Genomic DNA, 26,685 nt, shown 5'->3' on the forward strand with positions numbered 1-26,685 from the left:
GGAAATCGGTCGTCTTAGATAGCTTCTGAACATTGTATACTTTAATCACTTCATGACGATACGTGGAAACCCCAGGCCTTCGGCGTGAAAAGGGGCCCCGCAGGGCCCCTTCCGCAGGGTCCGGACCCATCCGGGGATCAACTCCAGATCAATACGGCGCAGATGGTGGAGACGAAGAGCGCCAGCAGCACGGGCAGCAGCAGCGCGCGCACCAGCGACAGCACGTTCACTCGGGCAAACCCCGCCACCGCAATCAGCGACGACCACGCGATCAGGGTGCCGCCCCCGGTCCAGACCGCGCCCATCTGGCCCACGGCGGCCAAGGTTGCCGGGTCCACGCCCACCACCGGGCCCAGGGCGCCGGAGAGCGTGCCGGTCAGCGGCAGTCCGGCAAAGCCCGAACCGTCGATACCGGTGATCATGCCCACCAGCAGCACGCCGAACGCCACCAGGAAATGGTTTTCGGGAATCAGGTGCTGGCCGGCGGAGATCACTTCGAACAACAGGCCGGGCGCCTGCGCCTGGGGCACGCCCAGGATCTGCGCGGCGGTTTCATTGGCGCCCACGAAGAAGAAGCCGGCGATCGGCAGCACCGAACCCATGGCCTTGAAGGCGAAGACGAAGCCGTCCGTCACGTGCTCGGGGCACACGTCCAGCATCTTGCGCGGGCCTTCGGCGGCCAGCGTCACCAGCATCATCACCACGAAGGCCACGCCCCCGACCAGCGCCGCGGCGTCGCCGCCACGCAGGGCGGGCAACGACGGGAACAGGCGTGGCACCACCATCACGGCGATCACGGCCAGGAACGCCAGGGGCGTCACCACGGCAAACGTCTTGGACCAGCGCACGCGGCGGCGTTCTTCGTCGTCCAGCACGGGGCCTTGAGGCAGCGCCGGGTCCGCGCCCATGGTGCCGCGCGCCAGTTCCGCCTTGTCGAACGAGCCCGATTGTTCGATGCGCGCCAGGCTGCCGTCCTGGGCGCGGGCCTGCCACGCATCCAGCAACGCGGGGCTCGCGGGCACGATGTGCTTGCGGATCAGCAGGTAGGCCACCACCAGCGCCACGGCGCCGGTGATCAGCGACAGCACCAGCGCGCGGTCGGCCACCACGGCCGCGCTGACCGCCGCGCCCGCCGCCTTGGCGCTGATGCTGGGCGCCACGCCGATCACATAGTCCGACGACAGCGCCATGCCCTGGCCAGCGATGGCGATAGCCATGGCGCCGGCCAGCGGCGGCAGCCCGGCAGCGATGGCCGCGGGCAGCAGGATGGCCGACACCAGCGGCACGGCCGGCGTGGGCCAGAAGAACAGCGAAATGACATAGGTACAGAGGGCGATGATCACGAACGAGGAATGCCCGCCGCGCATCACCCGACGGAACGGCTGCACCATCCGCACGTCCGCCTGCAAGGTCTTCAAGGCGTTGAGCAGGGCCGTCATGAAGGTGATGACCAGGAAGATGTTGAACAGCTCTTTGGCTGCCACGAAGCTGGCCGAAAAGATGCCGATCAGCGCGCTGATCGGGTTGCCCGTGATGGCCAGCACCACGAGGAAAGTGCCGATTACCGATGGCACCACCACGTTGGCCCGCAAGATCATCGTCAGGATGATGGCGGCCACGCTGAGCAGGTACATCCAGTGAGCAGCGTTGAGCACGACGTCGGATTGCATGCGCGATTCCCCTTGTGACGTGGCTGTTAGGTCGCCACAATCGGTATACTATATTTCGTTGTGAGCCATACCAATCGAAATATGCACCGCCTAGGGAAACCGATAATTCTGAAAAACCCATGAATAACGGCGAAAAATCAGGGGTTTACCCTTGCATTTCCTGATTTCATCAGAACCATCGATTGTCACTGATTGACTATCGTATACATATTAGGCTACATACCCCCCATGCTGCCCACCCTGCCGTTTCCGGATCTCTGGCACTACGCCGCCATGGCGCTGGTGGTGTTCGGCGCCGCGCTGGCGCAAGGGGTGGGGGGCATCGGCTTCGCGATGTTCGCGGCCCCCGTGGCCGCCATGTTCTTCCCTCAGTTGGCGCCCGGGCCGCTGCTGACGCTGGGCGGCTTCATCTCGCTGTTGACCGCGCTGCGCGAGCGCGCCTTCATCGACTGGTCTGCCGTGTCGTACGCGCTGGCCGGCCGCGTGGTGGGCACGCTGATCGCCATCTACGCCATGGCGCGCTTTGCGCCGCAGGCGCTGGGCGTGCTGTTCGCCTGCCTGATCCTGGCGGCCGTCGCGCTCAGCGTGGCGGGCCTGCGCTTTACCGCCACGCCGGGCCGCGTGTCGGGCGCCGGCGTGGCTTCCGGCATCATGGGCACGATGACGTCCGTCGGCGCGCCACCCATCGCCATCGTGCTGCAGCACACCGCGCCGCCGCGCCTGCGCGCCACCCTGGGCGTGGTGCTGTTCCTGGGATCGATCTTCTCGCTGGCCATGCTGGCGCTGGCCAACCGGTATACGGCTTACCACGCCGGGCTGGCGCTTAGTCTTGCTCCTTTCCTGCTGGCCGGTTTTGCGGTCTCCAACCGGCTGCGCACCCTGTTGCCGCCGCATGCCGTGCGCAGCGTATTGCTGGCGGTGTGCGCACTCGGCGCGGTAGGGGTGCTGGTCAAAGCCTTCTGGGGCGCCTGATGCGGCGCCTTCGCAACGGCACGCGGCTACACCCGGTAATACAATGGAGACTGTATCCATTAATCCATACATGCTCGCCATGACCACTTCGCCCGTCAGCCCGCAAGCCGTAGAGACGCAGTCTTCCGCTCCGCTGAAGATCGGCGAGCAGCATCCGCAGTTGTTCGCCGTCATCCGCGATAAGTTGCGCGAACGCATCCTCAGCGGCGAGTTCACACCGGGCGACCGCCTGGTCGAAGGCCGGCTGTCCGAGGAAATGGGCGTGTCGCGCATCCCGGTGCGCGAGGCGCTACGCGCCCTGGCGGCCGAGGGGCTCGTCACCATCGAGCCGCGCCGCGGCGCCTCCGTGTCGGTGCTGTCCGACGCGGTGGCCTACGACATGGTGGAAGTGCGCGCCACGCTGGAAGGGCTGAACGCCAAGCTGGCGGCGCAACGGCGCGACGCGAAGACCGTCGAACGCCTGCAAGCCTTCCTGCGCGAAGGCACGGAAGCCGCACGCAGCGAACAGCTGGACAAGTTCCTGGCGTTGAATTCGCAGTTCCACGAAATGCTGGCCACCATCGGCGGCAACGTGGTGCTGACCGACCTGATGCGTTCGCTACGAGACCGCACGGCGCTGCTGTTCGCGCCCAGCAACATGCACCGCGCCAAGGCGAACTGGGACGAACATTCGCAGATCCTGAACGCCGTCATCGCCGGCAACGGCGACCTGGCCGCACTGCTGGCCAGCCAGCACGTGCACAACGCGGCCAAGGCCTATACCGACACCCAGCAGCACGCCTCGGCGGACTGACGCGGCAAAGGCCGGGCGGCATCGCCGCCCGCGCGCTCAGCCGGCGGCTTCGACGGGGTCGGACGCCGCACCCACCACCACGCCCTTGCCGTTCTGCACCACCCACGAGACTTTCACGTCGCCGTTCACGAACGTCTGGCACGCCATGCGGTAGCCGGCTTCGAAGTCTTCGGGACGCAGGTGCTTGCGCTCTTTCGGCTTGACCGCATCGGTGTTTTCAAGCCCTTCCTCGATGCGGCATTTGCAGGTGCCGCACAGGCCGCCCCCGCATTTGAACGGGATGCCGCCCTTTTCCTTCAGTGACACGCGCAGCAGATTGCTGTTCTCGGGCGCCGTCGCCACCTTGCCGCCGTTCGAGATGAAAGTGATCTGGACCATGTCGTTCAGTGCTCCGCCACTGCGGTATCGGCCCGCAGCGTCAACGTGGATTCCATGCTGCCGAAGCGCGTGAGGTGGGCCAGTTCCTTGCGGGCCGCCTCGACCGAGGCGAACTTCTCCAGGAACTTGGACGGCACACGGTTCACCACATAGGGCGGCGTCTCTTCCGTGACCACCAGCCGCGTGTCGCCATGCAGCCGGGCGATGCGAAACACCGCCAGCGCGCGCCCGTAGAACACGTAGTCATAGGTTTCGATGATGTCGACGTCCTTGCCCACTTCGGTGCGAAACACACCGGGCTTGGTCGTCAGGATGACGTATACGGAGTCCATGGCTGCTATGCCTCCATATCCTGAAGCAGTTCGATGTCGCTGCTCAACCACAACTGGCAGGCCAGCCGATAGCCTTGGTCGATGCGGTCGCCCAGCTGCTTTTTCTCTTTCCAGTTCACCGGCGGCAAATGCTCGGCGCCGGCCAGCACGCGGCACGCGCACCTGGCGCACTTGCCCATGCCGCATTCGTAGCGCAAGTGCGGATACGGAAACTGCTTGATGCCGGCCCGCACCACCAGATTGGTGTTGTCCTTCACCACGTCGGTGAAAGTCTGGCCGCCTTTATGGAATACAACGGTGGGCATGGGTCTGTCATCCAGAAGCTGCGGGCCGGCCGCGCCCGCCATGGCGCGCGGCCGGAAAAGCCGGGCAGGGGTCAGGCGGCCAGGCCGAGTTCGGGCAGCTTGATCTCGTGCTGCACGTAGTCGGTATAGAGCGCCGTGGTGTACAGCAGCCGCATCTGGGCGCCGATCTCGCAGATCTTCAGGCAGCGCTGCTGCAGCTCGACGGTGTTGGCATGCTCCAGCACGATCTGATAGCCGCGTTCGCCATGGATTTCGTCCGACACGATATGCAGGTCGAAGAATTCGACCTCTTCATCGGTAAATCCGTACTTCTCGCGCAGCGTCGGCGTCTGCTTGCGGTAGATGGACGGCACCTGCGATTCCAGGCCGACGACCAGGCCCGCGACCGCCACGATGGGGTCTTCGCGCATGGCCACGGCGTAACACCAGCTTTGCAGCGCGCGCGTCGTGGGCGACATGTTGTCGGGGTTGGTGACCCGTTCGCGGGTGGTGCCGCAGGCTTCGGCAAAGCGGATCAGCAGATCGGTGTGGCGATCGCCGCCGATTTCCTCTTCATACATGTTGGCCAGCAGGAAGTCCTTGGCCTCGGTATAGGTATCCGGCGTGCGGGCATACAGGTAGCCCAGGTAGTCGGCGAACGGACCCACATAGTGATAGTGGTTCTCGGCCCACCGCGACAGGTGCTCGCGGCTGAGCTTGCCTTCAGCCCAGGCGATGGAAAAGGGCGAAGCGTTGGCGCTCTTGCCCTTGATCGCGTTTTCCAACGCGGTACGGAATTCATCTCGGTTCATCAGTTCTGCCATGACGCGCTCCAGTCCAGTAGGGAGGGGATTCCAGGCTGGTCAGCCCGGCCATGAAGAACATTGTATACCGTCTACCGTTTTCAACTGCTAGGGCAATCCCGGAGAACCACGATCGCTCACTGCAAAAAGGGGCCGGACCCTTTCAGATCAAGCACTTGACCTGGCGCAACGCCGGCGCAGGGCAGGGTGGACGAGGAAGGGTCCGCCCAGTACAATGAATACACTTTCAATGCAATACGGAAATACCATGAATACCCGCCACCCCCTGGGAGACGCCCCGATCGGTCAGCAACTGCTGACGCATTACGCCCGCCGCGACGCGGTGCGCCACGCCACGCCCCTGTTCCCCTCGTCCTGGGCCGAACTGTTCGCCCCCTTCCGCAACGCCCGCCTGCAACCGCTGCGCGCAAGCGCCCCCGCGGTCCGTCGCAACGACGACGAACCGATCTGCCAAGCCTGATCCTTCGGAAGACGCCGGGGCGCTTGCCCCGGCCTGGACATCCCGCCGCTTAACGGCGGGCGCGCAGACTCGCCCGCGCCCGGGCATCCCGCAACGCGGCATTGCGCGCACGGTGCGCATTGGCCAACGCCAGCACCAGCACCACCGCGAACCCCACTGTGTACGCCACCACATCCCACCAGTCCGGCACGCTGCCCAGCACCACGCGCAGCACCGGCTGCTCGATCTGCCACCCGTACTGCCGCGCCAGATACTGGCCGAACTCCACCGCATACCCCGTCAACAGCGCCGCCACCGCCAGTACCCCGACGCTTGCACGGATGAAGGTCCGGTACACCAGGTACACCCAGCCAACAGCCACCACATCCCCCACGAATCCGCGCAAGAACGGATAGGGCGCGCCATACAGGGCAATCAGCGCCAACAGGGCGGTCACGGCAAGCAGGGCGGCAAACGCGCGCCCATTGAACGTCAGGGTCATGGCAACAAACAACAAAGAGTGAAGGGGCGGACGCGCCAGGCACGTCCATCAAGCCCACGACTCAGCACGGCCGGGGCAACGGGGCAGGGTACTAGAAATCCACGGGAAAACCCGATACCCCACGAGACACATGCGTCACCAAAGGTTATGCCCCCAAAAGTTATCCCACCTTATCCACCCGCTATCCACCGGCTATCCACCCCCAATCCACCGACTTACCCACACCCTTATCCACCGCAATACCCACGCGCCCTCCAACAGCGCGCAAGCGCACCCCCTCCCACCCAGCACCCCCATAAGCCAAAAAAGGCCGCCCGCGCGGCCGACTTTGGCGTCCCTGCACACGCCTTCCCACCCCACCACCGGACAGCAAAATGCCAAGCACACCACCCGCCCCGGCGATGCCCGATTCCGATGCACCGCAGCGCGGCGTGGCGGGGGCACGGGGTGCGCGGGGAGTCGATGCGCCCGAGGGAATCTGAAGGGAAGGCCGCAGGCCTGGACGAAGATGACGACGGGGCAAGTCCGGAGCGAAGGCTCCGGACCGCAATCGTTGACCCGCGCACCCCGTGCCCCCGCCACGCCGTGCGGCCCAAGAACCGCAATCGCCAGACATACCCAGCCCCGAATCATCAAATAAACCCAGCCCCACACAGACACTCCCCGCAACACAACCCGCCATCATTCAGGCGTACCATTACCCCACCCCAAACGCCCTCCCGGCGCCCCAAAAAAGACGCCCCAGAGCCCTCCGTATGCTCACCCCCGTCTCCCCCTCCGCCGACCTCCCACCCGGCGCCCCCGCTGCGCCCGCTGCCCCTCTTACCGTCAGCACGCTTTCCCCCTTATCCTTCCCCGCGTTCCGCATCATCTGGATCGCCAACCTGTTCGCGAACCTGGGCACCTGGGCGCAATCCGTCGCCGCCGCCTGGATCATCACCACCGAACAGAGCAGCCCCCTGATGGTCGCCATGATCCAGGTGGCCGCCGCCTTCCCGCTGGTGGCCCTGTCCATCCTGACCGGGGTGCTTGCCGACAACTATGACCGGCGCAAAGTGATGCTGACCGGCATGCTGCTGGAACTGACCGGCGGCGTCTTCATCACCATCCTGGCGTTCGCCGGCCTGCTGCACCCGATCACGCTGATCGCCTCCGTCTTCTGCATCGCCATCGGCAGCGCCATCGTCACCCCCGCCTGGCAGGCCGCCGTCGGCGAACAGGTCCCGCGCGCCCATGTCGGCAGCGCCGTCCTGCTCAACAGCGTCAACTACAACGTCGCCCGCGCCGTCGGCCCCGCCATCGGCGGCCTGCTGCTGGGCGCCATGGGCGCGCCCTGGGTCTTCCTGCTGAACTGCTTCTGCTATGGCGGGCTGATCTGGGCGATCTGGCGCTGGCAGCGCGACCTGCCCGAGCGTCGCCTGCCGCCCGAAGGCCTCTTCGAAGGCGTCGTTGCCGCGTTGCGCTATACCCAGCATTCCACCGTGACGCGCGTCGTCATGCTGCGCTCGTTCGCCTTCGGCCTGTCGGCCAGCGCCTTGTGGGCGCTGTTGCCGTTGCTGGCCCACGAGCAGGAGGAAGGCAGCGCCCTGCTGTACGGCTACATGCTGGGCGCGCTGGGGGTGGGCGCAATCCTGGGCAGCGCCTTCGTGCGCCGCGTGCAGGCCGCCTTGGGCGCAGGCGGGCTGGTCACCGTGGCCGCTGCGCTGCTGGCCGCCTGCCTGCTGGCGCTAGGCCTGACCAGCACTCTGTGGGTCGCGTTTCCGGCGCTGCTGATATCCGGTAGTTGCTGGATCGGCGTGCTGGCCACCTACAACACCACCGTCCAGATGCTGGTGCCCGATTGGGTCAAGGCGCGCGCGCTGGCGCTGTACCAGACCGCCATCTTCGGCGGCCTGGCGGCCGGTTCGTTCATGTGGGGCCACTTCGCCGGCACCATGGGCGTGTCCGGCGCGCTCAGCACCGCGGGCATCATGCTGGGCATCACCGTCGCCCTCTTGTACCGGTCGCGCCTGCCCGAACATGTGGACACCCAATCGCTCGCGCGCGTGGACAGCACCGAACCCGCGATGGCCGCCGCCGGTTTCAACACCCAGCACGGCTCGGTGCTGGTGGCCGTGGAATACCTGATTGAACGCGACAAGCTGTCGGCGCTGATCAGCGCCGCGCATCCGCTGCGGCTGCTGCGCCTGCGCAACGGCGCGCAGCAATGGCAGTTGTTCCGCGACCTGGAACGCGAAGGCGTGTGGCGCGAAGTGTTCCTGGTGGAAAGCTGGATGCAGTACCTGCGCATGATCGACCGCATGACGCTGGCCGACAAGATGGTGCTGGACGAAGTGCGCGCCCTGCACAGCGGCGACAAGCCGCCGGTGGTGTCGCGCAACGTCAGCTACCTGGCCATGAACGAAGCGCAAGGCTTCTCCCTGCGCCGAGACCCCGAATCCCTGTGACCCGCGAGGCCCGCCCATGCTTACCTCTCTTTGGCGCAAGTGGCGGGCCTCGCGGCATGGCGGCCCGCAGCTGGACGTCATCCTGGCGAGCGCCGATCCCGACGCCCCGCTAGCCGAGCGCAACCTGTGGATGGTGGACCTGAGCCGGTGGCTGGACCGCCCCGGCCGGCCCGCCACGCCCGCCGCATCCACCGCACCCGGCACCCCCGCCCCCGACGCGGACGCCGTCCGCCATCCGCAGCACGCCCGCCTGCGCTACCTGCTGCAGGTGCTGGAAAACAACCCTGACCGCGCGGCGCCCGTCGCCGCCACGCTGCGTTCGCTGGTGGCGGACAACGATCCCACCTCGCTGCTGTGCGACACCGGCGTGGCCTCGCACCCCGGCTTCTGGGGCGAATTCTGGGACCGCGCGCAGGCCCGGCTATTGCCGCCTCCGCCCAACCGCAGCGACATGTTCGGCCTGTTCTCGCTGATCTTCCGCCGGGCCGGCGACGCGCAGTGGATCGAATCGCTGGACGACGACACCCTGGCCCGCATGCGCGCGCTGTACCGCCAGGGCGACGGCCTTGCACGCCTGGACCCCACCGCCCCCGAACCGCCCGCGCCGCGACTGGAAGCGGCGCTGACCAGCAGCATCCAGGTGCTGGTCAGCCAGGTGCGCGCGACGGGACTCGCCCAAGACATCCGGTCGCGCCTGCCGGGCCGCGTAGAGGACTCGCCCTTCTTCGCGCTGGCCGGCGCCGCGGCCGAACTGTGCGACAGCGGGCCCGACACGCCGCGCGAAGTCTTCGGCCGCCGCCTGAACATGTTCCGCGCCCTGCTGGACGGCTGCCGCGCCGCCACCCAAGGCGTTTACGACGAACTGGAGAAGAACGGCGTATCGGTTGAAGTCGTGTTCCAGATCGAACGTATGAAGCTGCGCCTGGCCCGCATCGAACTGCTGCTGAGCGTCTGGGTGGATCCCACGCAGCGCCACAAGTACGTGCACCTGACGGCCGAACTGATCCGGTCCACCCAGGCCCGCAGCAGCATCCGGCACCTGGCGGCCTCGTCGTTCGCGCAGCTGGCGCGCCGGGTGATGGAACGCACCGCTGAAACCGGCGAACACTACATCGCGCGCGACGCCGCGGAATACCTGACGATGCTCAAGGCGTCGCTGGGTGGCGGCTTCATCATGGTGTTCACCGTCTACCTGAAATTCTTCATCGTCTCGCTGCACCTGGACAAGTTCATCGAAGGGCTGCTGGCCTCGCTGAACTACGCCGGCGGCTTCCTCGTGATCCACTTCGCGCACTTCACGCTGGCCACCAAGCAACCGGCCATGACGGGGCCGGCACTGGCCCATCGGCTGGACGACGCCTATACGCCGCAAGGCCGCGAGGCCTTCCTGGACGACACGCTGGCCATGATCCGTTCCAACGCGGCGGCCATCCTGGGCAATCTGGCGGTGGTCTTCCCCTTGGCGTGGGCCGTGCAATGGATCGCCCTGAACGGCCTGGACCGGCCGCTGATCAGCGCGGACAAGGCGCAGGAAACACTGGCCTCGTTCTCGGTCTGGGGGCCCACTCCCATCTACGCCGCAGCCACCGGCGTGTTGCTATGGCTGTCCAGCCTGATCGCCGGCTGGGCCGACAACTGGTTCGCGCTGCACCGCGTGCACGACGTGATGGCTTACAACCGGCGCGCTCGGCACCTGCTGGGCGAGCGCGGCGCAGTGCGCTGGGCCGGCTTCTGGCAGCGCAATATCTCGGGCATCGCGGGCAACGTGTCGCTGGGCCTGATGCTGGGCCTGGGCCCGGCCATCGTCAGCTTCTTCGGCCCGCATGTGGAAGTGCGCCACGTGACGCTCAGCGCCGGCCAGATCGGCACGGCGCTGGGCACGCTGGGATGGGAAGTCGTGCACACGCAAGCGTTCTGGATGGCCGTGGCCGGCACCGCGATAACGGGGCTGCTGAACGTGGGCGTGAGCTTCGCGCTGGCGTTCAATGTGGCGCTGCGCTCGCGCAACCTGCGCCGCGGCGACCGCGATTCGCTGTCGGCGGGCGTGCGCCAGCGAATCTGGCAGCGTCCGGCCACGCTGTTCTGGCCGGTCAAGCCCCGACCCGCGCCAGAGCGTCCTTAAGCGCCGGGCTCGGGCGCCCAGCCGTGCGCGACCCGCCGCAGGCGCGGCGACTCGAACGCGCAGGCCACTGGCAGCGGCACGCCTTGGGCGTCGACCAGCCGGCTGCGCCAGCGCGTGCCCTGGCACATGGCCACGACGATGCCCGCCACCTCGGCGCCGCAGCGCGCCAGCAATGTCAGCGCGGACACCATCGTCTGCCCGGTGCTGACGGCATCATCCACCACCAGCACGCGGCGACCGCGCAGGCTACCCGCCAGATTCGGGTCCACGTACAACAACTTTCCGGCCTCCGGCGTGGTCAGCGACTGCACCGGCACCGACAGGTTTTCGTCATACCAGTACTTGCGGGAATAACCGAAGGGCACGTAGCGCGTAAAGCCCAGCCCGCGCGCCACCAGCGGCGCGAACGCCAGGCCCAGCGTGGGCAGCCCCACGACCACGTCGGCCTGGAAGGCGCGCGCCCGGTCCGCCATGAACCCGGCTAGCGCCTCGACCACATCCAGGCTGGCATGGTTGGCGATCAGCGAGGCCACGCAACGGTCCGGATCCCCGGGCACGCCGCGCAGCGGCAGCACCAGGTAGCGGCCATCCGGCAAGCGTGCCGGATAACCGCGGGAATAGGGCGGTTCAACCGGCACGGGCAGCGCATCGGCGCTGACGATCTCTTGCCAGTAGCCAGTGGTGGCGTCGAAGGCTGATTCGTGAGCGGCGGGGGATACAGGGGAAGCAGTCATACGGAGCCTGAAGCGGCATTCAAAACGCAGGGGTATCGGCGGCCAGAAAGCGCTCGGCCAGTTTCACCCAGTAGCTGGCCGTGACCGGCAGGATGTCGTCGTTGAAATCGTAGTCGGGGTTGTGCACCATGCAGCCCCCTTCGCCCTCGCCATTGCCGACGATGAAGTAGCTGCCCGGCACGGCCTCCAGCATGAAGGCGAAGTCGTCGCTGGCCTGCAACGGCTGCAGGTCGGGGATCACCCGTTCCGCGCCCAGCCAGTCCTGCGCGACGGCGGCCGCGAATTGCGTCGCGCCGCGGTCGTTGACGACCGGCGGGTAGCGCCACCGGTAGTCGACGTGGACGGTGGCGCGGTGCACGGCGGCCTGCGCCGTGGCGATGGCGGTGATGCGTTCACGCAGCAGGGCGCGCGTTTCGGGGCGGCGGGCGCGCACGGTCAGGCGCAGTTCCACCGACTTCGGGATCACGTTGGGCGCATCGCCGCCATGGATGGCGCCGATGGTCACCACCGCCATGTCGTTGGGGTCCACTTCGCGCGACACGATGGTCTGCAGGGCCAGCACGATGCTGGCGGCCGCCACGATGGGGTCCACCGCCACGTGCGGCATCGCGCCATGGCCGCCCACGCCGCTGACCGTCAGCACCACGGTATCGGACGAGCTGTACATGACGCCGGCGCGGAACCCGAAATGACCGGCCGGATAGCCCGGTTCGTTATGGAAGCTGTAGACAGCGTCGCACGGGAACCGGTCGAACAAGCCGTCGGCGATCATCTTCTGCGCGCCGCCGTGGCCTTCTTCAGCCGGCTGGAAGATCAGATGCACGGTGCCGTCGAACTGGCCGCGCTGCGCCAGCGCATGGGCCGCGGCCAGCAGGGTGGCCGTATGCCCGTCGTGCCCGCAGGCGTGCATCTTGCCCGGGTGCTGGCTGGCGTAGGGCAAGCCGGTGGTTTCATGGATGGGCAGGGCGTCCATGTCGGCGCGCAGCCCCAGCCGGCGCGCGCCCGTCCCGCGGCGCAAGGTGCCGACCACGCCGGTCACGCCCAGGCCGCGGTGCACCTCATAGCCCCAGGCGGCCAGGCGTTCGGCCACGAGGTCGCCGGTGGCGATTTCCTGGTAGGCCAGTTCGGGATGCGCATGGATCTGATGGCGCAGCGCCACCATCTCTTGCTGAATGGCCTGGATTTCAGGCAGCACGGGGCCAAGCGCGAAAGCGTTCATGTCGTTGGGCATCCTTGAGGTCAGCAGCCTTATTCCTGCTGGATGTTGGCGCTTTTCACGATGTGCGCGTACACGGCCTTTTCCTTCTTCAGGAAGGCGGCGAAATCTTCCGGCGTGCCTTCGCCCGCGATCGCCCCGCCTTCGGCCAGGCGCTTTTGCACGTCGTCCAGCTTCAGCACGGCATTCAAGGCCTGGTTCAGCTGCCGCACCACTTGCGGGTCCGTGCCAGTCGGCGCAAACACGCCCATCCAGGTGTTCAGTTCAAACCCTTTGAGCTCGGCGGTTTCGGCAAAGGCCTGCACGCCCGGCAAGGTGGCGACGCGCTCCGCGGAGGTCACGCCCAGCGCGCGCAGCTTGTTCTGCTGCACCAGCGGCGTGGCGCTGGTGGTGACCAGCAGCCCCAGGTCCACCTGGCCGCCCATCACGTCGTTGGTGATCTGCGCGCCGCCCCGATAAGGCACGTGGACCAGTTTCACCTTGGCCTGGTCCTGCATTACTTCCATCGACAGGTGCAGCACCGTGCCGACGCCCGAGGACGCATACGTCAGCGTGTCCGGCTTGGCGCGGGCCAGCGCGATCAGCTCATCCATGTTGTTCACCGGCAGGCCAGGACGGGCCAGCAGCACGACCGGCGCGGTCGTCACCAGGGCCACCGGCGTCAGGTCCTTCTCGGCGTCGTACTTCACGGCCGAATTGATCAGGCGGGCCACGCTGATGGGGCCGTCAAAGCCCATCACCAGCGTATAGCCGTCGGGCGCGGCATGGGTGGCGCGGGCCACGCCCAGCACGCCGCCTGCGCCCGCCACGTTGTCCACGATGATCGATTGGTTCAACCGTTCGGACAGCTTCTGCGCTACCAAACGCGCCGTGGTGTCCACGTTGCCGCCCGGGCTGAACGGCACGATCAGGGTCAGCGGCTTCGCGCCCGGCCAAGGCGTTTTGGCACAGGCGGCAGGGGCGATGCACAGCGCGGCCGCCAGCGCGGACACGGACAGGAACAGGCGTTTGAACATGGTGAGGGGCGATCAGGGCGGATACGCGCCCAGGCAGGGGCGCGCAGGAGGGCGACGGCGCCATCCTACGCAGCTCCGGGTAATAACTGAAATGGTATATTTTTATAGATTCATCAGGTAAATCTATGACCAAGCGCCCCGAGCCGGACCGCCCGGCCACGCCGCCGCGCCAGCCCACCTTGCGCCAGTTGCGCGGTTTCAAGGAAGTGGCGCGCCATGCCAGCTTCAGCCGCGCCGCCCAGGCGCTGTCGCTGAGCCAGCCCGCGCTGTCATCCGCCATCCGTGAACTGGAAACGCTGATGGGCGTGGCGTTGTTCGAGCGCAGCACCCACCACGTGCGCCTGACCCCCGCGGGGCTTGCCGCCCGCGCCCAGATCGAATGGCTGCTCAACACCTACACCCAGGGCGCGGACGACCTGCAGCGCCTGCTGGATACGCAGGCCGCCACGGTGCGCATCGGCTGCATCCCGTCCACCATGCACCTGCTGGCGCCCGCCGTGGCGCAATGGCGCTTGCGCCATCCCGAAACCGTGCTGGTCTTGAGCGACCACCTGAACGACGAACTGATGGCCGCCCTGAACAACGGCGAACTGGACATCGGCCTGGGGCTGGATTTCGGCCTGGCGTCCGGCGTGGCCGCCGCCCTCGTGGCCGAAGACGAACTGGTCGCGGTGCTGGCCGACACGCACCGGCTGTCGCGCCGCGCCGCGGTCACGTGGCAGGACCTGAAGCACGAACCGCTGGCCGTGCTGTCGCGCGGCAGCACCTACGAGATGATCGTGTCCACGCTGCGCCAGCAGGGCGCGGATTTGGCCGCGACCGACACGCTGAACTACACCGATACGCTCTACAGCCTGGTGCGCGCCGGGCTGCGGGTGGGATTGATCTCGCGCTTGTACACCCAGGGCCAGCGCGGCGACGGCCTGGCCATCGTGCCCGTGCAACGCCCGCAAATGACGCGCCGCATCTGCCTGATGACCCGCGCCCCCGAAACGCAGGCACGCGCGGCCGTGCAGCGCTGCTATGCGGAACTGGCGGCCATGCTGCGGGGCCGCGCCCGTCCCTGACGAAGCGTTGAATCCCGATGCGGCATTAGAATCAGTCCTCCTGATTCCGGACGCTCCGCCCGGACGCCTCGCCCGCCGACGCCCCATGCTCTCGTTCTCCCGCAATACCGTCTATCCGGCCGGTGCCGGCTTGCCTGCTCCGAACGCCTGGGCGCACTACTGGCCGTGATGCTGGCGGTCTGCATGGCCAGCCTGGACACGGCCATCGCCAACACCGCGTTGCCCACCATCGCGCGCGATCTGCAGGCCAGCGACGCGGGGTCGATCTGGGTCATCAGCGGCTATCAGCTGGCCATGGTGGCGGGACTGCTGCCCGCGGCCGCGCTCGGCGAGATCCTGGGCCACCGGCGCGTCTATATCGTGGGGCTGGTGATGTTCGTCGTGTCGTCGCTGGCCTGCGGGCTGGCGCCGTCGCTGCCGGCGCTGGTGGTGGCGCGGATCCTGCAAGGCCTGGGCGCGGCCGGCGTGATGAGCGTGAACGGGGCGCTGCTGCGCTTCATCTATCCCTCGCACATGCTGGGCCGCGGGCTGGGCCTGAACGCGATGGTGGTCGGCCTGTCGTTTGCGGCCGGCCCCACGGCGGCGTCCGCCATCCTGCTGCTGGGGTCCTGGCACTGGTTGTTCCTGATCAACGTGCCCATCGGCATCGTGGCCGCGGTGCTGGCCCTGCGCGGCCTGCCCGAGACGGCGCGCGCCCCGCACGGTTTCGACGGCATCGCCGCCTTGCTGTGTGCGCTGACGCTGGGCCTGTTCGTGCTGGGGTCCAATGAACTGGCGCACGGCGCGCCCTGGCCGCGCGTCACGCTGGAGTGGGGCGGCGCCATCGCCAGCCTGTGGCTGCTGATGCGCCGCCAGGCCGGCCACCCCGCGCCGATCCTGGCCGTCGACCTGCTGCGCCGGCCCTTGTTCGCGCTGTCGGCCGCCACGGCGGTCTGCGCCTTCGCGGCGCAGGCGCTGGCGTTCGTGTCGCTGCCCTTCCTGTTCCAGTCCGTGCTGGGCTACAGCCAGGTGCACACGGGTTTCCTGATCACGCCCTGGCCGGTCGTGGTGGCCATCATGGCGCCCATCGCCGGGCGCATGTCCGACCACTATCCGGCCGGCATCCTCGGCGGCATCGGCCTGGCGCTGCTGGCCTTGGGGCTGGTGCTGCTGGCCCTGATGCCGGCCGCGCCGTCGGTGTGGGACATCTCGTGGCGCATGGCTATCTGCGGCGCGGGATTCGGCTTTTTCCAATCGCCCAACCTGCGCGCCATCATGACGTCGGCGCCCGCGTCGCGGGCCGGTGGCGCCAGCGGCATGATCGGCACCGTGCGCCTGTTGGGCCAGGCCAGCGGCGCGGCGCTGGTGGCCGCGTGCTTTCATGTGTCCTCGACGCATGGCGCAATCGCCGCCTTGTGGCTGGGCGGCTTGTGCGCCGGGCTGGCCTGCATCGCCAGCTTTTCCCGCTTGCGTTTCAACGCGTGAAAACGCTAACACGCAACATTGTTGCGTGATTTTTCGACATATTCTGCGATCGAGCCGATATATTCGTAAGTTGTGAAACAGCGGCTAAATATCGCCGAAGCCGGGTCGTTGTTGTCGATGCAGCACTCGCTGTATCAGGGATACGACTCGCATGACACAGTTCTTGAAAGACATCACCATCCGCCGCATGATCCTGTGCACCCTGCTCATGATCAGCGCCTTGCTCACCGGCCTGTCGGCCATCAGCGTCAACGGCCTGCACAGCGCAGGCGAAGCGCTCGCTGCCAGCAACGAACTCCTGCACGAAGTCTCCGCCCTGTCCCGGGTCAACGATCAGGTCATGCGCGCGCGGCTGCGGCTGTCGCGCCAGCTGGAATATGCAAGCGCAGGCCAGACCGCCCAGGCGGCGGAAGAAGGCCGCAGCATCGACGCCGCGCTGGACGAAGCCCGGCGGCAGCAAACGGCGTTTGTGGCGCTGGCGCGCAAGGATGCCCCGGCCGCCCTCCTGGAATCCATGCAGGCGGGCTTCGACGCCCTGGTCACGGGCGGCATCGCGGTGCAGCGCCAGCATCTGGAAACCGGTGACATTGCGCGCGCCCGCGCGCACGCCGCCAGCGCCGTCGTGACGGCGAGCCGCGCCTTCGGCAAGAGCATCGAGGACTACGAGGCCTACGCCAAGCAGCGTGAAACCCTGCTGTGGGACGACGCCGCCGCCAAGCGCCAGCATGCCTACATCGGCATGGGCATCGTGCTGGGCATCTGCCTGTTGCTGCTGGTGCTGGGCGACCGCTACGTCGTGACGTTCGTGCGGCAACCGCTGGAGACGATCAAGGACCATTTCCGCCGCATCGCCAGCGGCGACCTGACCACGCCCATCGCCTCCTATGGCCGCAACTGCGCCGGCCAACTCATTCCCTACCTGCAGGACATGCAAGCCAGCCTGGTACGTACGGTCCACGCGGTGCGCGACGGCGTGGTCGAGATCAATGCAGGATCCAGCGAGATTGCGGCCGGCAACCAGGACCTGTCCAGCCGCACCGAACAGCAGGCGGCGTCTCTGGAGCAGACCGCGGCCAGCATGGAGCAACTGCTGTCCACCGTAACCAGCAACGCCGAAAACGCCCGCCAGGCCAACCAGATGGCCGCCGTTGCCAGCGATGTGGTGCAGCGTGGTGGTCACGCGGTGAAAGAAGCGGTCAGCACCATGCGCGAGATCGCGCAGGACGCCGGCCGCATCGAAGACATCGTCAGCGTCATCGACGGCATCGCCTTCCAGACAAACATCCTGGCGCTGAACGCCGCGGTGGAAGCGGCCCGGGCCGGTGAAGAGGGCAAGGGCTTCGCGGTAGTGGCCGCCGAAGTCCGCTCGCTGGCGCAGCGCAGCGCGGGTGCGGCCAAAGAGATCAAGCAATTGCTCAGCGCATCGGGCGCCACCGTGCAGGCCGGGTCGGCCCAGGTCGAAGCCGCCGGCCGCACGATGGAGGAGATCCTGGCGACCATCGAACGCCTGACGCTGCTGGTCAGCGAGATCGCGACCGCGTCGCAGGAACAGGTGACCGGCATCGACCAGGTGAACACGGCGGTGAACCAGATGGACCAGGTGACGCAGCAGAACGCCGCGCTGGTCGAAGAGGCCGCCGCGGCCGCGTCCTCGTTGGAGACGCAGGCGCAGCGGCTGCAGGGCGCCGTCAGCGCGTTCCGGTTGCCCTCGTTGATCCAGGACCAGCGGGCGATCGCGATCGCAGCCTGAGCCGCGTCACTCCCGCACGTAGCACGGGTACAGCGCCTGCTGCGTCCGCGACCGGGCCGGATCCACGTCGATCACCACGATCGATTCGCTGTCGGTCGACTGCGCCAGCAGCTCGCCGTCGGGCTGGAAGGCGAAGGCGCGGCCGCCGAACACCTGTCCGTCGGCCGTGCGGCCCGCCCGGTTGGAACTGACCACATAGCAGCCCGACACCAGCGCCGCCATCGCGCCCGCCGTCATCCAGCGACCGATGGAGGCGCCGCTTGCGCGCGGCACCACGATCAGTTCAGCGCCGTCACGGCCGTAACGGCGCGCGCGCTCGTTGAACATCAGCTCGGTGCACAACTGCACGCCCAGGCGGATGCCGCCCACCTCGACAACGTCGAAGCCCGCCAGCGCAGGTTCAAACCACGTGGCTTCGAAAAAACCCGGTTCCTGCGGGAAGTACTGCTTGTGATGCAGCCGGGTGTAGCGTCCGCCCTGCAAGGCAAAGGCCTCGTTGGCCAGGCGGCCGCCGGCCGGCACCGGCCGCGAGGACACGACGGCGGGCACGTCCAACGCCGCCAACGCCGCCAGCCCGGCCTCGTGAATGCGCACCGATTCGGCGGCCAGCGCCGGGTCATAGTCGGGCAGCGCCGCCAGCCAGGGACCGAAGGGCATCTCGTTGGTGACCAGCAGGTCGGGCGCCAGTTCGCTGATGCGATCGGCGATACCCTCCCAGGTGGCGCCTTCCGGCGCCAGGTCTACCGGCCCCTCCATCATGCAGATCCGCATACGTGTTCCTCTACGCTGTCGTCTTCGCGCGTCCGCCATCGGACGGCTTCGCCCACATCGTAGAACGCCGCCACGCCAAACGGCGCCGCCGCATCGCATCTGGTCCGGATCGGACGCCTATTGGTCCGAATCCGCCGCCGCTCAAGACAACGCGGCCACATCCACCACGGCGCCGTGCCGGACGATGCGCTTGGGCAGGTCCCCGCCGATCCAATACGCCAGCTCCGATGGATGCGCGACCTCCCACGCCACGAAGTCCGCCACCTTGTCCACGGCCAGCACGCCGTGAGTGGCCTGCAACCCCAAGGCGCGGGCCGCATGCGTCGTGACGCCGGCCAGCGCCTCTTCGGGCGTCATCCGGAAGAGCGTGCAAGCCATGCTCAGCATCAGCCGCAGGGACAGCACGGGCGAGGTCCCTGGGTTCAGGTCGGTAGAGATCGCAATGGGCACGCCGTGACGGCGCAGCAGGTCCAGCGGCGGCAATTGCGTTTCACGCAAGGCGTAGAAAGCGCCCGGCAGCAGCACGGCCACCGTGCCGGCTCCGGCCATCGCCACCACGTCGCTTTCCGTGAGGTATTCCAGGTGGTCCGCCGACAGGGCGCCGTAGCGCGCCGCCAGCGTGGCCCCATGCAAGGAAGACAGTTGCTCGGCATGCAGCTTGACCGGCAGGTCCAGATGCGCCGCGGCCTTGAACACGCGCTCTACCTGTTCGGGCGAGAACGCCAGATGCTCGCAGAACGCGTCGACCGCATCGACCAGCCCTTCTGCGGCCAGCACCGGCAGCATGCGGCGCGCGACTTCGTCGATGTAGTCGTCGGCGCGCCCCGCGTACTCGGGCGGCAAGGCGTGCGCGGCCAGACACGTGGCCTGCACCGTCAGCGGCAGCGTCTGGCCCAGGCGCCGCGCCACCCGCAGCATCTTGCGTTCGTTGGGCAGGTCCAGCCCGTAGCCGGATTTAACCTCCAGCGTGGTGACGCCGTCCGCCAACAGGTGCAAGGCCCGCCGGCGCGCACTGACGTAAAGCGCGTCTTCGGAGGCGTCGCGCGTGGCGCGCACGGTGCTGGCGATGCCGCCGCCCTGCGCCGCGATCGTGGCGTAGTCCACGCCTTGCAGGCGCTGCTCGAACTCCAGGCTGCGGTTGCCGCCGAACACCAGGTGCGTGTGGCAGTCGATCAGGCCCGGCGTGACCCAAGCGCCGCCCAGGTCGTGCTCATGCGCGGCGTCGGCGGCAGGCAAGTCCGCCTCGGGGCCGATCCACTCAATGCGGTCGGCACGCGTCACGATGGCGGCCCGCTCGATCGCCGAGTAAGCGCCATCCGCCATCGTGGCGACATGGCAATTGCGCCAGACCTGTCTCATCCCATTCTCCTGAAAACCGTAATCAATCGGACCCCTGCGCCACCGGCACCGGGAGGCCGCCATCGGGGAGGTGGGGGTACACCCACATGCGGTACGCCACGCACAGCAACGCGATCCACACCACACCCACCGCCAGCGCCGCCTGCGTGCGGGGGAAGTAACCCAGCACCCCGAACACGAACAGCATGAACAAGATTGCCGCGATCGGCCCCGCCGGCCAGAACGGCACCGGGAATTTCAACGCGGCGACGGCCTCCGGACTCATCTTGCGCCGCATCGCCACTTGCGACAACAGGATCATCAACCAGACCCACACGGTGGCGAAGGTGGCGATCGAGGCGATCAGCATGAACACCCCCTCGGGGATCAGGTAGTTCAGCACCACGCCCAGCAGCAGCGCCACCGACATCACCACGACGGTCATCCAGGGCACGCCGTTGCGGGATACCGCCGCAAAGCCGCGCGGCGCCTGGCCCTGCTGCGCCATGCCATACAGCATGCGCCCCGCGCCGAAGATGTCGCTATTGATTGCCGACACCGCCGCCGAGATCACGACGATGTTGAGGATGGTGGCGGCCGAGCTGATGCCCAGGCTGTCGAAGATCTGCACGAACGGGCTGCCCTTGCTGCCGATCTGCGTCCAGGGGAAGATGGACATCAGCACGAACAGCGTCAGCACGTAGAACAGCAGGATGCGCAGGGGCACCGCATTGATGGCGCGCGGCAGGGTGCGGCCGGGATCTTTCGCTTCGCCTGCGGTGATGCCGATGATCTCGATGCCGCCGAATGCGAACACCACCACTGCCAGCGACGCGACCAGTCCGCCCACGCCGTTGGGCATGAAGCCGCCATGCGCCCACAGGTTATGCACACCCGTCGCCGCGCTGTCGGCGTTCAGCCCGAAGCCGAACAGCATGATGCCCAGCCCGCCGGCGATCATCGCGATGATGGCGCCCACCTTCAGCAGCGACAGCCAGAACTCCAGTTCGCCGAATACCTTGACCGAACACAGGTTGATCGCACCGATGAAGCACACGATGGACAGCACCCAGATCCAGCGCGGCACGTCGGGATACCAGAAGCCCATGTACAGCCCGAACGCGGTGATGTCGGCCAGGCAAACGATGATCATCTCGAAGGCATAGGTCCAGCCCGTGAGGAAGCCGGCGACGGGTCCCAGATAGCTGGTGGCGTACTGGCCGAACGACCCCGACACGGGGTTGTGCACCGCCATTTCGCCCAACGCGCGCATCACCATGTAGACGGCCGCGCCCGCAATCAGGTAGGCAAGCAGCACGGACGGGCCGGCTTCCTGGATGGCCTTGGCCGAACCGTAGAAAAGCCCCGTCCCGATCGCCGAGCCCAAGGCCATGAAGCGGATGTGCCGGGCATTGAGCCCGCGTTTAAGGTCCTGCGTCTTTACCTCGGGTTGTGCCTGTCTTTGTGCCTGCATTCCTGTCTCCGTACGCTTGTTATCCGCGAGCACCGTCAACCGCCCGGCGCGCGCCATCTGCGGGCGTCGTCACAAGGCGTGGATTCATCGCGGCCCCGGAAAGGGGCCGCATGATTCGAACTTAAAGGCTGGGCAAAAGGCCTGCCGGCATCAGGCCGTTCAGGACCTGCGCGGCGATCAGACCGCTGGCGGCGGCGATGTCCGGCGCGAAGAAGCGGTCTTCTTCGTAGTGCGGCACCTGTTCGCGCAAGGCGCGGCGCGCCTGCTCAAGCTGGGGCGAGGTCTTCAGTCCTTCCCGGAAGTCCAGGCCCTGGCATGCGCCCAGCCATTCGATGGCCAGGATGTCGCGCACGTTCTCCGCCATGGCCCAGAGCCGCTTGCCGGCGTTGGGCGCCATGGACACGTGGTCTTCCTGGTTGGCCGAAGTGGGCATGCTGTCGACGCTGGCGGGATGTGCCAGCGCCTTGTTGTCGCTGGCCAGCGCCGCCGCGGTCACCTGCGCGATCATGAAGCCGGAGTTCACGCCGCCCTTGGCGACCAGGAACGGCGGCAGCTGCGACATGTGCTTGTCCATCATCAGCGCAACGCGGCGTTCCGACAGCGCGCCGATCTCGGCCAGCGCCAGCGCCAGGTTGTCCGCCACCATCGCCACGGGCTCGGCATGGAAGTTGCCGCCCGAGATCACGTCGCCCTGGTCCACGAACACCAGCGGGTTGTCCGATACGGCGTTGGATTCGATCTGCAGCACCTCTGCGGCATGGCGGATCTGCGTCAGGCAGGCGCCCATCACCTGGGGCTGGCAGCGCAGGGAATAGGGGTCCTGCACCTTCTCGCAGTCCGCGTGCGAGTGGCCGACCTCGCTGTCGTTGCCCAGCAGCTCGCGGTACACCGCGGCCACGTCGATCTGCCCGATCTGGCCCCGCGCGGCATGGATGCGGGCGTCGAACGGCACGCGCGAGCCCAGCATCGCTTCCACGCTGAGGCTGCCGCACACGAGACCGGCGGCCATCATGTCTTCGGCTTCGAACAGGCCGCGCAAGGCGTAGGCGGTGGACACCTGCGTCCCGTTCAAGAGCGCCAGGCCTTCCTTGGCGGCCAGGGTCAGCGGCGCCAGGCCCGCGTGGGCCAGCGCCTCTTTCGCGGGCAGCCATTCGCCCTGGTGGCGGGCGCGGCTTTCGCCCAGCAGCAACATCGACATATGGGCCAGCGGCGCCAGGTCGCCGGAGGCGCCTACCGAGCCCTTTAGCGGAATGTGCGGATAGACGCCGGCGTTCACCAGCGCGATCAGGCTGTCGATGACGTGACGGCGGATGCCGGAGTAACCGCGCGCCAGGCTGTTGATCTTCAGCACCATGATCAGGCGGACCATGGCGTCGTCCAGTGCCGCGCCTACGCCGGCGGCATGCGAACGCACCAGAGAGCTTTGCAGCGCCTCGAGGTCTTCGCGGGCAATCTTGGTGGACGCCAGCAACCCGAAACCCGTGTTGATGCCATAGACCGTGCGGCCTTCCGCGATGATGCGCTCGACCGTGGCCACGCTGGCATCGATGGCGCCGCCGGCGGCAGGGTCCAGCGTCACGCGGACCGGCTGCTGGTACACGCGCCGCAGATCCGACAAGGTCAACTGGCCGGGTTTCAAATGCAAATCCATTCTGGGTCTCCTGTGCCGGTTGCCGGCGTCATGCAAATTCGTTGTCACGCCGGCTTTCGCACCGGATCGTGGAGGGCGGGCCGCGTACCGCGGCGCGCGAACAGGTAGTAAAGGATGCTGGGGACGATCAGGCCGATGATCCACGAGATATCCACGCCGCCCAGCCGTTCGACCATCGGCCCCGTATAGAGTTTGGTCGAGATGAAGGGCATCTGCACCAGCACGCCGAAGGCGTAGACGAGGATGCCGGGCATGTTCCAGCGACCGTAGCGCCCGTTCGGATCCGACAGCGCCGCCACGTCATACTGGCCGCGGTTCACGAAGTAGTAGTCCACCAGGTTTACCGCGCTCCAGGGCACGAAGAACGCCAGCAGGAAAAGGATGAACGACTTGAACGCGTTCAGGAAAGAATGCTGGCCGATCAACGCCACGGCCGTCGCCGCCGCCACGATCAGCACCACGGCCACCGCCCGCTGCCGGTGCGTGATCTGCACCTGGCCCCGGAAGCCACTGGCGATCGTGGCGATGCACATGAAGCTGCCGTAGGAATTCAACGTGGAGATCGTGATCTTGCCGAAGGCGATGCTGAAGTACAGCAGCGCCGCCATCGTGCCGGTGCGGCCCAGGCCCACGATGTAGGCGACTTCGCGCCCCGCGAACTGGCCGGCGGCCATGGCGGCGGCCAGCACCCCCAGCACCATCGCGATTTGTGCGCCCACCACCGACCCCAGCCCCACTGCCAGGAACGTCTTCGTGGAAGACGTGGCGCTGGGCAGATAGCGCGAGTAGTCCGCCACGTAGGGGCCATAGGCGATCTGCCACGACGCCGCCAGCGACACCGCCAGCAGGAACGAGCTCCAGCTGAAATGCCGGATCTGCAACAGCTGGCCCACGTCGCCCACCGCCATCACGCGGCTGAACAGATACACGAACGCGATGATGCCCAGGATTGTGGCGACCCGTCCGATGATGTGGATCACGCGGTAGCCGAACAGGGTGGCGGCGATGATCACCGCCGCGAAGATCAGGATGCCCGTGGTGTCGCTGACGCCGAACAGCTGGCCCAGCGCCTGGCCCGACAGCACGGTGCCGGTGGCCGTGAAGCCCAGGTACATCAGGCACACCAGCACGATGGGAATCGCCGCGCCGTAGACGCCGAACTGCACCCGGCTGGAGATCATTTGCGGCAAGCCCAGCTTGGGGCCCTGCGCTGCATGCAGCGCCATCACCCCGCCGCCCAGGACCTGGCCCGCGAACAATCCGATCAGCGACCAGAACACGTCGCCGCCCAGCACAACGGCCAAGGCGCCGGTGACGATGGCGGTGATCTGCAGGTTGGCGCCCATCCACAGCGTGAACTGGCTATACAGCTTGCCATGCCGTTCGGATTCGGGGATGTAGTCGATCGAACGCCGCTCGATCAGCGGCGCCGATACTGCTTCACTGTCCTGAGCCATCGCATTGCCTCGAAGGTGGCGGGAAGCGGCGTCATGCCGCCGCGATTCCCGCGTGAAAGTATTGATTGGCGACATGCGGGCAGCGAGAACAGCCCTGCCTGCATGCCGGGTTACCGACCTAACGCTTGCCGGTCACCATCGGCAGGTTCAGGCCCTGTTCCTTCGCGCATTCAATCGCGATCTCGTAGCCGGCATCCGCATGGCGCATGACGCCCGTGCCGGGGTCATTGGCCAGCACGCGGGCAATGCGCTCGGCGGCTTCGTCCGTGCCGTCGCACACGATGACCATGCCGGAATGCTGCGAGAAGCCCATGCCCACGCCGCCGCCGTGGTGCAGCGACACCCACGTCGCGCCGCTGGCAGTGTTCAGCAACGCGTTCAGCAACGGCCAGTCGGACACGGCGTCCGAACCGTCTCGCATGGATTCGGTTTCGCGGTTGGGGCTGGCGACGGACCCGGAATCCAGGTGGTCGCGGCCGATGACGATGGGCGCCGACAGTTCGCCGGAACGGACCATTTCATTGAACGCCAGGCCCAGCTTGGCACGCTGGCCCAGGCCCACCCAGCAGATGCGCGCCGGCAAGCCCTGGAAGCTGATACGTTCGCGCGCCATGCTCAACCAGTGGTGCAGGTGCGCGTCGTCCGGGATCAGTTCCTTGACCTTGGCATCGGTCTTGTAGATGTCTTGCGGGTCGCCCGACAGCGCGGCCCAGCGGAACGGGCCCACGCCGCGGCAGAACAGCGGCCGGATGTAGGCGGGCACGAAGCCGGGGAAGTCGAACGCGTCCGCCACGCCTTCTTCCTTGGCCATCTGGCGGATGTTGTTGCCGTAGTCGAAGGTGGGGATGCCCTGGCGCTGGAACGCCAGCATGGCTTGCACGTGCACGGCCATCGATTGCTTGGCGGCCTTGATGACGGCAACCGGTTCGCGCTTGGCGCGTTCGCGGTAGTCCTGCCAGGTCCAGCCCGACGGCAGGTAGCCGTTCAGGGGGTCGTGCGCGCTGGTCTGGTCGGTGACCATGTCCGGGCGCACGCCGCGGCGCACCAGTTCGGGCAGGACATCAGCGGCATTGCCGCACAGCGCGATGGAAACGGCGCGACCTTCCTTCGTGTACTTGGCGATGCGCGCCAGCGCGTCGTCCAGGTTGTCGGCCTGCTCATCCACGTAGCGGGTGCGCAAGCGGAAATCGATGCTGGCCTGCTGGCATTCGATGTTCAGCGACGAAGCGCCTGCCAGCGTGGCGGCCAGCGGCTGCGCGCCGCCCATGCCGCCCAGGCCCGCGGTCAACACCCAGCGGCCCGTGAGGTTACCGCCGTAGTGCTGGCGGCCGGCTTCGACGAAGGTTTCATACGTGCCTTGCACGATGCCCTGGCTGCCGATGTAGATCCAGCTGCCGGCGGTCATCTGCCCGTACATGGCAAGACCCTTGGCGTCCAGTTCGTTGAAGTGTTCCCACGTGGCCCAGTGCGGTACCAGGTTCGAGTTGGCGATCAACACGCGTGGGGCGTTGGCATGGGTCTTGAACACGCCGACCGGCTTGCCCGATTGCACCAGCAGGGTCTCGTCGTCGTTCAGGTTGGTGAGCGACTCCACGATCTTGTCATAGCAGTCCCAATTGCGGGCGGCGCGACCGATGCCGCCGTAGACCACCAGTTCCTTGGGGTTCTCGGCCACGTCCGGGTCAAGGTTGTTCATCAGCATGCGCAAGGGGGCTTCGGTCAGCCAGCTCTTGGCCGTCAGTTTGTTGCCGCGCGGGGCACGGATGACGACATCGCGGTATCGGTTCGATTGGTCCAAGAGACTCTCCTTGATCGGTTCAGCTGCGCGCGTATCGAATGCGCGCCGGTTGCCTGCATCATAGGATGCCTATGCTTGTATATACAAGATAGGTAGACCAGAATTTGGGTCAGGGATTTCCCTAGAGATGGAACGAAAATGGCAAGCACCTGGCTGCGGACGGATGGCGAAAAAAAGGGCCGCTCA

At 67.1% G+C, this 26,685-nt stretch carries 22 protein-coding genes and 1 pseudogene; 8 read left to right on the forward strand and 15 right to left on the reverse strand.

Annotated elements, in window-relative coordinates:
• Positions 1–137: 137 nt before the first annotated feature.
• Positions 138–1,670: a hypothetical protein gene (locus tag CEY09_RS17515; RefSeq protein ID WP_088589645.1), complete on the reverse strand. Its 1,533-nt coding sequence runs from the start codon at positions 1,668–1,670 to the stop codon at positions 138–140.
• 228 nt (positions 1,671–1,898) lie between these two features.
• Here CEY09_RS17515 and CEY09_RS17520 point away from each other — a divergent pair, with 228 nt between their 5' ends.
• Positions 1,899–2,642, forward strand: a complete 744-nt coding sequence (locus CEY09_RS17520) for a sulfite exporter TauE/SafE family protein (RefSeq protein WP_006226809.1) — start codon at positions 1,899–1,901, stop codon at positions 2,640–2,642.
• 79 nt (positions 2,643–2,721) lie between these two features.
• Entirely contained in the window at positions 2,722–3,435 is a 714-nt protein-coding gene (locus CEY09_RS17525; RefSeq protein WP_035213942.1) for a GntR family transcriptional regulator, read from the forward strand.
• 36 nt (positions 3,436–3,471) lie between these two features.
• On the opposite strand, the gene CEY09_RS17530 is transcribed toward CEY09_RS17525, so the two are convergent.
• From CEY09_RS17530 to CEY09_RS17545, 4 genes are all read right to left on the reverse strand, one after another.
• The gene (locus CEY09_RS17530; protein ID WP_006226807.1) at positions 3,472–3,822 is read right to left on the reverse strand and encodes a 2Fe-2S iron-sulfur cluster-binding protein; all 351 of its coding nucleotides are present in this window, start codon (positions 3,820–3,822) and stop codon (positions 3,472–3,474) included.
• Complete coding sequence (locus tag CEY09_RS17535; protein WP_006226806.1) at positions 3,819–4,145, reverse strand: hypothetical protein; 327 nt, start codon at positions 4,143–4,145, stop codon at positions 3,819–3,821. Before CEY09_RS17535 ends, CEY09_RS17530 begins: the two co-directional genes overlap by 4 nt.
• Before the next feature lie 5 nt (positions 4,146–4,150).
• Positions 4,151–4,450: a 2Fe-2S iron-sulfur cluster-binding protein gene (locus CEY09_RS17540; protein WP_088589646.1), complete on the reverse strand. Its 300-nt coding sequence runs from the start codon at positions 4,448–4,450 to the stop codon at positions 4,151–4,153.
• Positions 4,451–4,521: 71 nt separating this feature from the next.
• Positions 4,522–5,253 carry an iron-containing redox enzyme family protein gene (locus tag CEY09_RS17545; protein ID WP_006226804.1) on the reverse strand — a complete coding sequence of 244 codons (732 nt, stop codon included), beginning with the start codon at positions 5,251–5,253 and terminating at the stop codon, positions 4,522–4,524.
• Positions 5,254–5,500: 247 nt separating this feature from the next.
• Between CEY09_RS17545 and CEY09_RS17550 the strand changes: the two genes are divergently transcribed.
• Entirely contained in the window at positions 5,501–5,713 is a 213-nt protein-coding gene (locus CEY09_RS17550; RefSeq protein ID WP_006226803.1) for a hypothetical protein, read from the forward strand.
• Positions 5,714–5,762: 49 nt separating this feature from the next.
• On the opposite strand, the gene CEY09_RS17555 is transcribed toward CEY09_RS17550, so the two are convergent.
• Complete coding sequence (locus CEY09_RS17555; protein ID WP_052017925.1) at positions 5,763–6,194, reverse strand: ribosomal maturation YjgA family protein; 432 nt, start codon at positions 6,192–6,194, stop codon at positions 5,763–5,765.
• Between the two features lie 755 nt (positions 6,195–6,949).
• On the opposite strand from CEY09_RS17555, the gene CEY09_RS17560 reads away from it, so the two are divergent.
• Together CEY09_RS17560 and CEY09_RS17565 are read left to right on the forward strand one after the other, a co-directional pair.
• Complete coding sequence (locus CEY09_RS17560) at positions 6,950–8,641, forward strand: MFS transporter (protein ID WP_035213917.1); 1,692 nt, start codon at positions 6,950–6,952, stop codon at positions 8,639–8,641.
• A gap of 16 nt (positions 8,642–8,657) precedes the next feature.
• Positions 8,658–10,763, forward strand: coding sequence for a site-specific recombinase (locus CEY09_RS17565; protein ID WP_088589647.1), 2,106 nt, complete (start codon positions 8,658–8,660; stop codon positions 10,761–10,763).
• Here the strand turns inward: CEY09_RS17565 and CEY09_RS17570 are convergent.
• The 3 genes from CEY09_RS17570 to CEY09_RS17580 are packed head-to-tail and all read right to left on the reverse strand — an operon-like array spanning position 10,760 to position 13,729.
• Complete coding sequence (locus CEY09_RS17570) at positions 10,760–11,497, reverse strand: phosphoribosyltransferase (RefSeq protein ID WP_088589648.1); 738 nt, start codon at positions 11,495–11,497, stop codon at positions 10,760–10,762. The genes CEY09_RS17565 and CEY09_RS17570 overlap by 4 nt on opposite strands.
• A gap of 19 nt (positions 11,498–11,516) precedes the next feature.
• Entirely contained in the window at positions 11,517–12,716 is a 1,200-nt protein-coding gene (locus CEY09_RS17575) for a M20 aminoacylase family protein (protein ID WP_234818336.1), read from the reverse strand.
• 29 nt (positions 12,717–12,745) lie between these two features.
• Positions 12,746–13,729, reverse strand: a complete 984-nt coding sequence (locus tag CEY09_RS17580) for a Bug family tripartite tricarboxylate transporter substrate binding protein (RefSeq protein ID WP_088589650.1) — start codon at positions 13,727–13,729, stop codon at positions 12,746–12,748.
• Between the two features lie 125 nt (positions 13,730–13,854).
• Here CEY09_RS17580 and CEY09_RS17585 point away from each other — a divergent pair, with 125 nt between their 5' ends.
• The 3 genes and pseudogenes from CEY09_RS17585 to CEY09_RS17595 all read left to right on the forward strand — a co-directional run bounded on the left by CEY09_RS17585 (position 13,855) and on the right by CEY09_RS17595 (position 18,010).
• Positions 13,855–14,796 carry a LysR family transcriptional regulator gene (locus CEY09_RS17585; protein ID WP_088589651.1) on the forward strand — a complete coding sequence of 314 codons (942 nt, stop codon included), beginning with the start codon at positions 13,855–13,857 and terminating at the stop codon, positions 14,794–14,796.
• Positions 14,797–14,881: 85 nt separating this feature from the next.
• A pseudogene (locus tag CEY09_RS17590) lies at positions 14,882–16,260 on the forward strand (MFS transporter).
• A 151-nt stretch (positions 16,261–16,411) separates the two neighbouring features.
• Positions 16,412–18,010, forward strand: a complete 1,599-nt coding sequence (locus CEY09_RS17595) for a methyl-accepting chemotaxis protein (RefSeq protein WP_088589652.1) — start codon at positions 16,412–16,414, stop codon at positions 18,008–18,010.
• Positions 18,011–18,016: 6 nt separating this feature from the next.
• Here CEY09_RS17595 and CEY09_RS17600 read toward each other — a convergent pair whose 3' ends face one another.
• From CEY09_RS17600 to hutU, 6 genes are all read right to left on the reverse strand, one after another.
• Positions 18,017–18,781 carry a carbon-nitrogen hydrolase family protein gene (locus CEY09_RS17600; RefSeq protein WP_088589653.1) on the reverse strand — a complete coding sequence of 255 codons (765 nt, stop codon included), beginning with the start codon at positions 18,779–18,781 and terminating at the stop codon, positions 18,017–18,019.
• A gap of 141 nt (positions 18,782–18,922) precedes the next feature.
• Positions 18,923–20,140, reverse strand: coding sequence for an imidazolonepropionase (gene hutI, locus CEY09_RS17605; protein ID WP_006226787.1), 1,218 nt, complete (start codon positions 20,138–20,140; stop codon positions 18,923–18,925).
• A 22-nt stretch (positions 20,141–20,162) separates the two neighbouring features.
• Positions 20,163–21,593: an amino acid permease gene (locus CEY09_RS17610; protein WP_088589654.1), complete on the reverse strand. Its 1,431-nt coding sequence runs from the start codon at positions 21,591–21,593 to the stop codon at positions 20,163–20,165.
• Between the two features lie 121 nt (positions 21,594–21,714).
• Entirely contained in the window at positions 21,715–23,244 is a 1,530-nt protein-coding gene (gene hutH / locus CEY09_RS17615; RefSeq protein WP_088589655.1) for a histidine ammonia-lyase, read from the reverse strand.
• A gap of 44 nt (positions 23,245–23,288) precedes the next feature.
• On the reverse strand, positions 23,289–24,701 hold the full coding sequence (locus CEY09_RS17620; protein ID WP_088589656.1) for a purine-cytosine permease family protein: 1,413 nt from the start codon (positions 24,699–24,701) through the stop codon (positions 23,289–23,291).
• 118 nt (positions 24,702–24,819) lie between these two features.
• Entirely contained in the window at positions 24,820–26,499 is a 1,680-nt protein-coding gene (gene hutU, locus CEY09_RS17625; protein ID WP_088589657.1) for a urocanate hydratase, read from the reverse strand.
• Positions 26,500–26,685: the final 186 nt, after the last annotated feature.

Origin of the sequence: Achromobacter marplatensis (genome assembly GCF_002209535.1) — a bacterium.
GTDB lineage: Bacteria > Pseudomonadota > Gammaproteobacteria > Burkholderiales > Burkholderiaceae_B > Achromobacter > Achromobacter marplatensis.

Excerpts from the sequence above, each read along its gene's own strand:
- CEY09_RS17565 (WP_088589647.1), top strand. The coding sequence starts at position 8,658 with ATGCTTACCTCTCTTTGGCGCAAGTGGCGGGCCTCGCGGCATGGCGGC.
- CEY09_RS17525 (WP_035213942.1), top strand. The coding sequence starts at position 2,722 with ATGACCACTTCGCCCGTCAGCCCGCAAGCCGTAGAGACGCAGTCTTCC.
- CEY09_RS17520 (WP_006226809.1), top strand. The coding sequence starts at position 1,899 with ATGCTGCCCACCCTGCCGTTTCCGGATCTCTGGCACTACGCCGCCATG.
- CEY09_RS17535 (WP_006226806.1), bottom strand. The coding sequence starts at position 4,145 with ATGGACTCCGTATACGTCATCCTGACGACCAAGCCCGGTGTGTTTCGC.
- hutH (WP_088589655.1), bottom strand. The coding sequence starts at position 23,244 with ATGGATTTGCATTTGAAACCCGGCCAGTTGACCTTGTCGGATCTGCGG.
- CEY09_RS17550 (WP_006226803.1), top strand. The coding sequence starts at position 5,501 with ATGAATACCCGCCACCCCCTGGGAGACGCCCCGATCGGTCAGCAACTG.
- CEY09_RS17595 (WP_088589652.1), top strand. The coding sequence starts at position 16,412 with ATGACACAGTTCTTGAAAGACATCACCATCCGCCGCATGATCCTGTGC.
- CEY09_RS17585 (WP_088589651.1), top strand. The coding sequence starts at position 13,855 with ATGACCAAGCGCCCCGAGCCGGACCGCCCGGCCACGCCGCCGCGCCAG.
- hutI (WP_006226787.1), bottom strand. The coding sequence starts at position 20,140 with ATGAGACAGGTCTGGCGCAATTGCCATGTCGCCACGATGGCGGATGGC.
- CEY09_RS17515 (WP_088589645.1), bottom strand. The coding sequence starts at position 1,670 with ATGCAATCCGACGTCGTGCTCAACGCTGCTCACTGGATGTACCTGCTC.
- CEY09_RS17560 (WP_035213917.1), top strand. The coding sequence starts at position 6,950 with ATGCTCACCCCCGTCTCCCCCTCCGCCGACCTCCCACCCGGCGCCCCC.
- CEY09_RS17570 (WP_088589648.1), bottom strand. The coding sequence starts at position 11,497 with ATGACTGCTTCCCCTGTATCCCCCGCCGCTCACGAATCAGCCTTCGAC.
- CEY09_RS17610 (WP_088589654.1), bottom strand. The coding sequence starts at position 21,593 with ATGCAGGCACAAAGACAGGCACAACCCGAGGTAAAGACGCAGGACCTT.
- CEY09_RS17620 (WP_088589656.1), bottom strand. The coding sequence starts at position 24,701 with ATGGCTCAGGACAGTGAAGCAGTATCGGCGCCGCTGATCGAGCGGCGT.
- CEY09_RS17580 (WP_088589650.1), bottom strand. The coding sequence starts at position 13,729 with ATGTTCAAACGCCTGTTCCTGTCCGTGTCCGCGCTGGCGGCCGCGCTG.
- CEY09_RS17545 (WP_006226804.1), bottom strand. The coding sequence starts at position 5,253 with ATGGCAGAACTGATGAACCGAGATGAATTCCGTACCGCGTTGGAAAAC.
- CEY09_RS17575 (WP_234818336.1), bottom strand. The coding sequence starts at position 12,716 with ATGAACGCTTTCGCGCTTGGCCCCGTGCTGCCTGAAATCCAGGCCATT.
- CEY09_RS17555 (WP_052017925.1), bottom strand. The coding sequence starts at position 6,194 with ATGACCCTGACGTTCAATGGGCGCGCGTTTGCCGCCCTGCTTGCCGTG.
- CEY09_RS17540 (WP_088589646.1), bottom strand. The coding sequence starts at position 4,450 with ATGCCCACCGTTGTATTCCATAAAGGCGGCCAGACTTTCACCGACGTG.
- CEY09_RS17600 (WP_088589653.1), bottom strand. The coding sequence starts at position 18,781 with ATGCGGATCTGCATGATGGAGGGGCCGGTAGACCTGGCGCCGGAAGGC.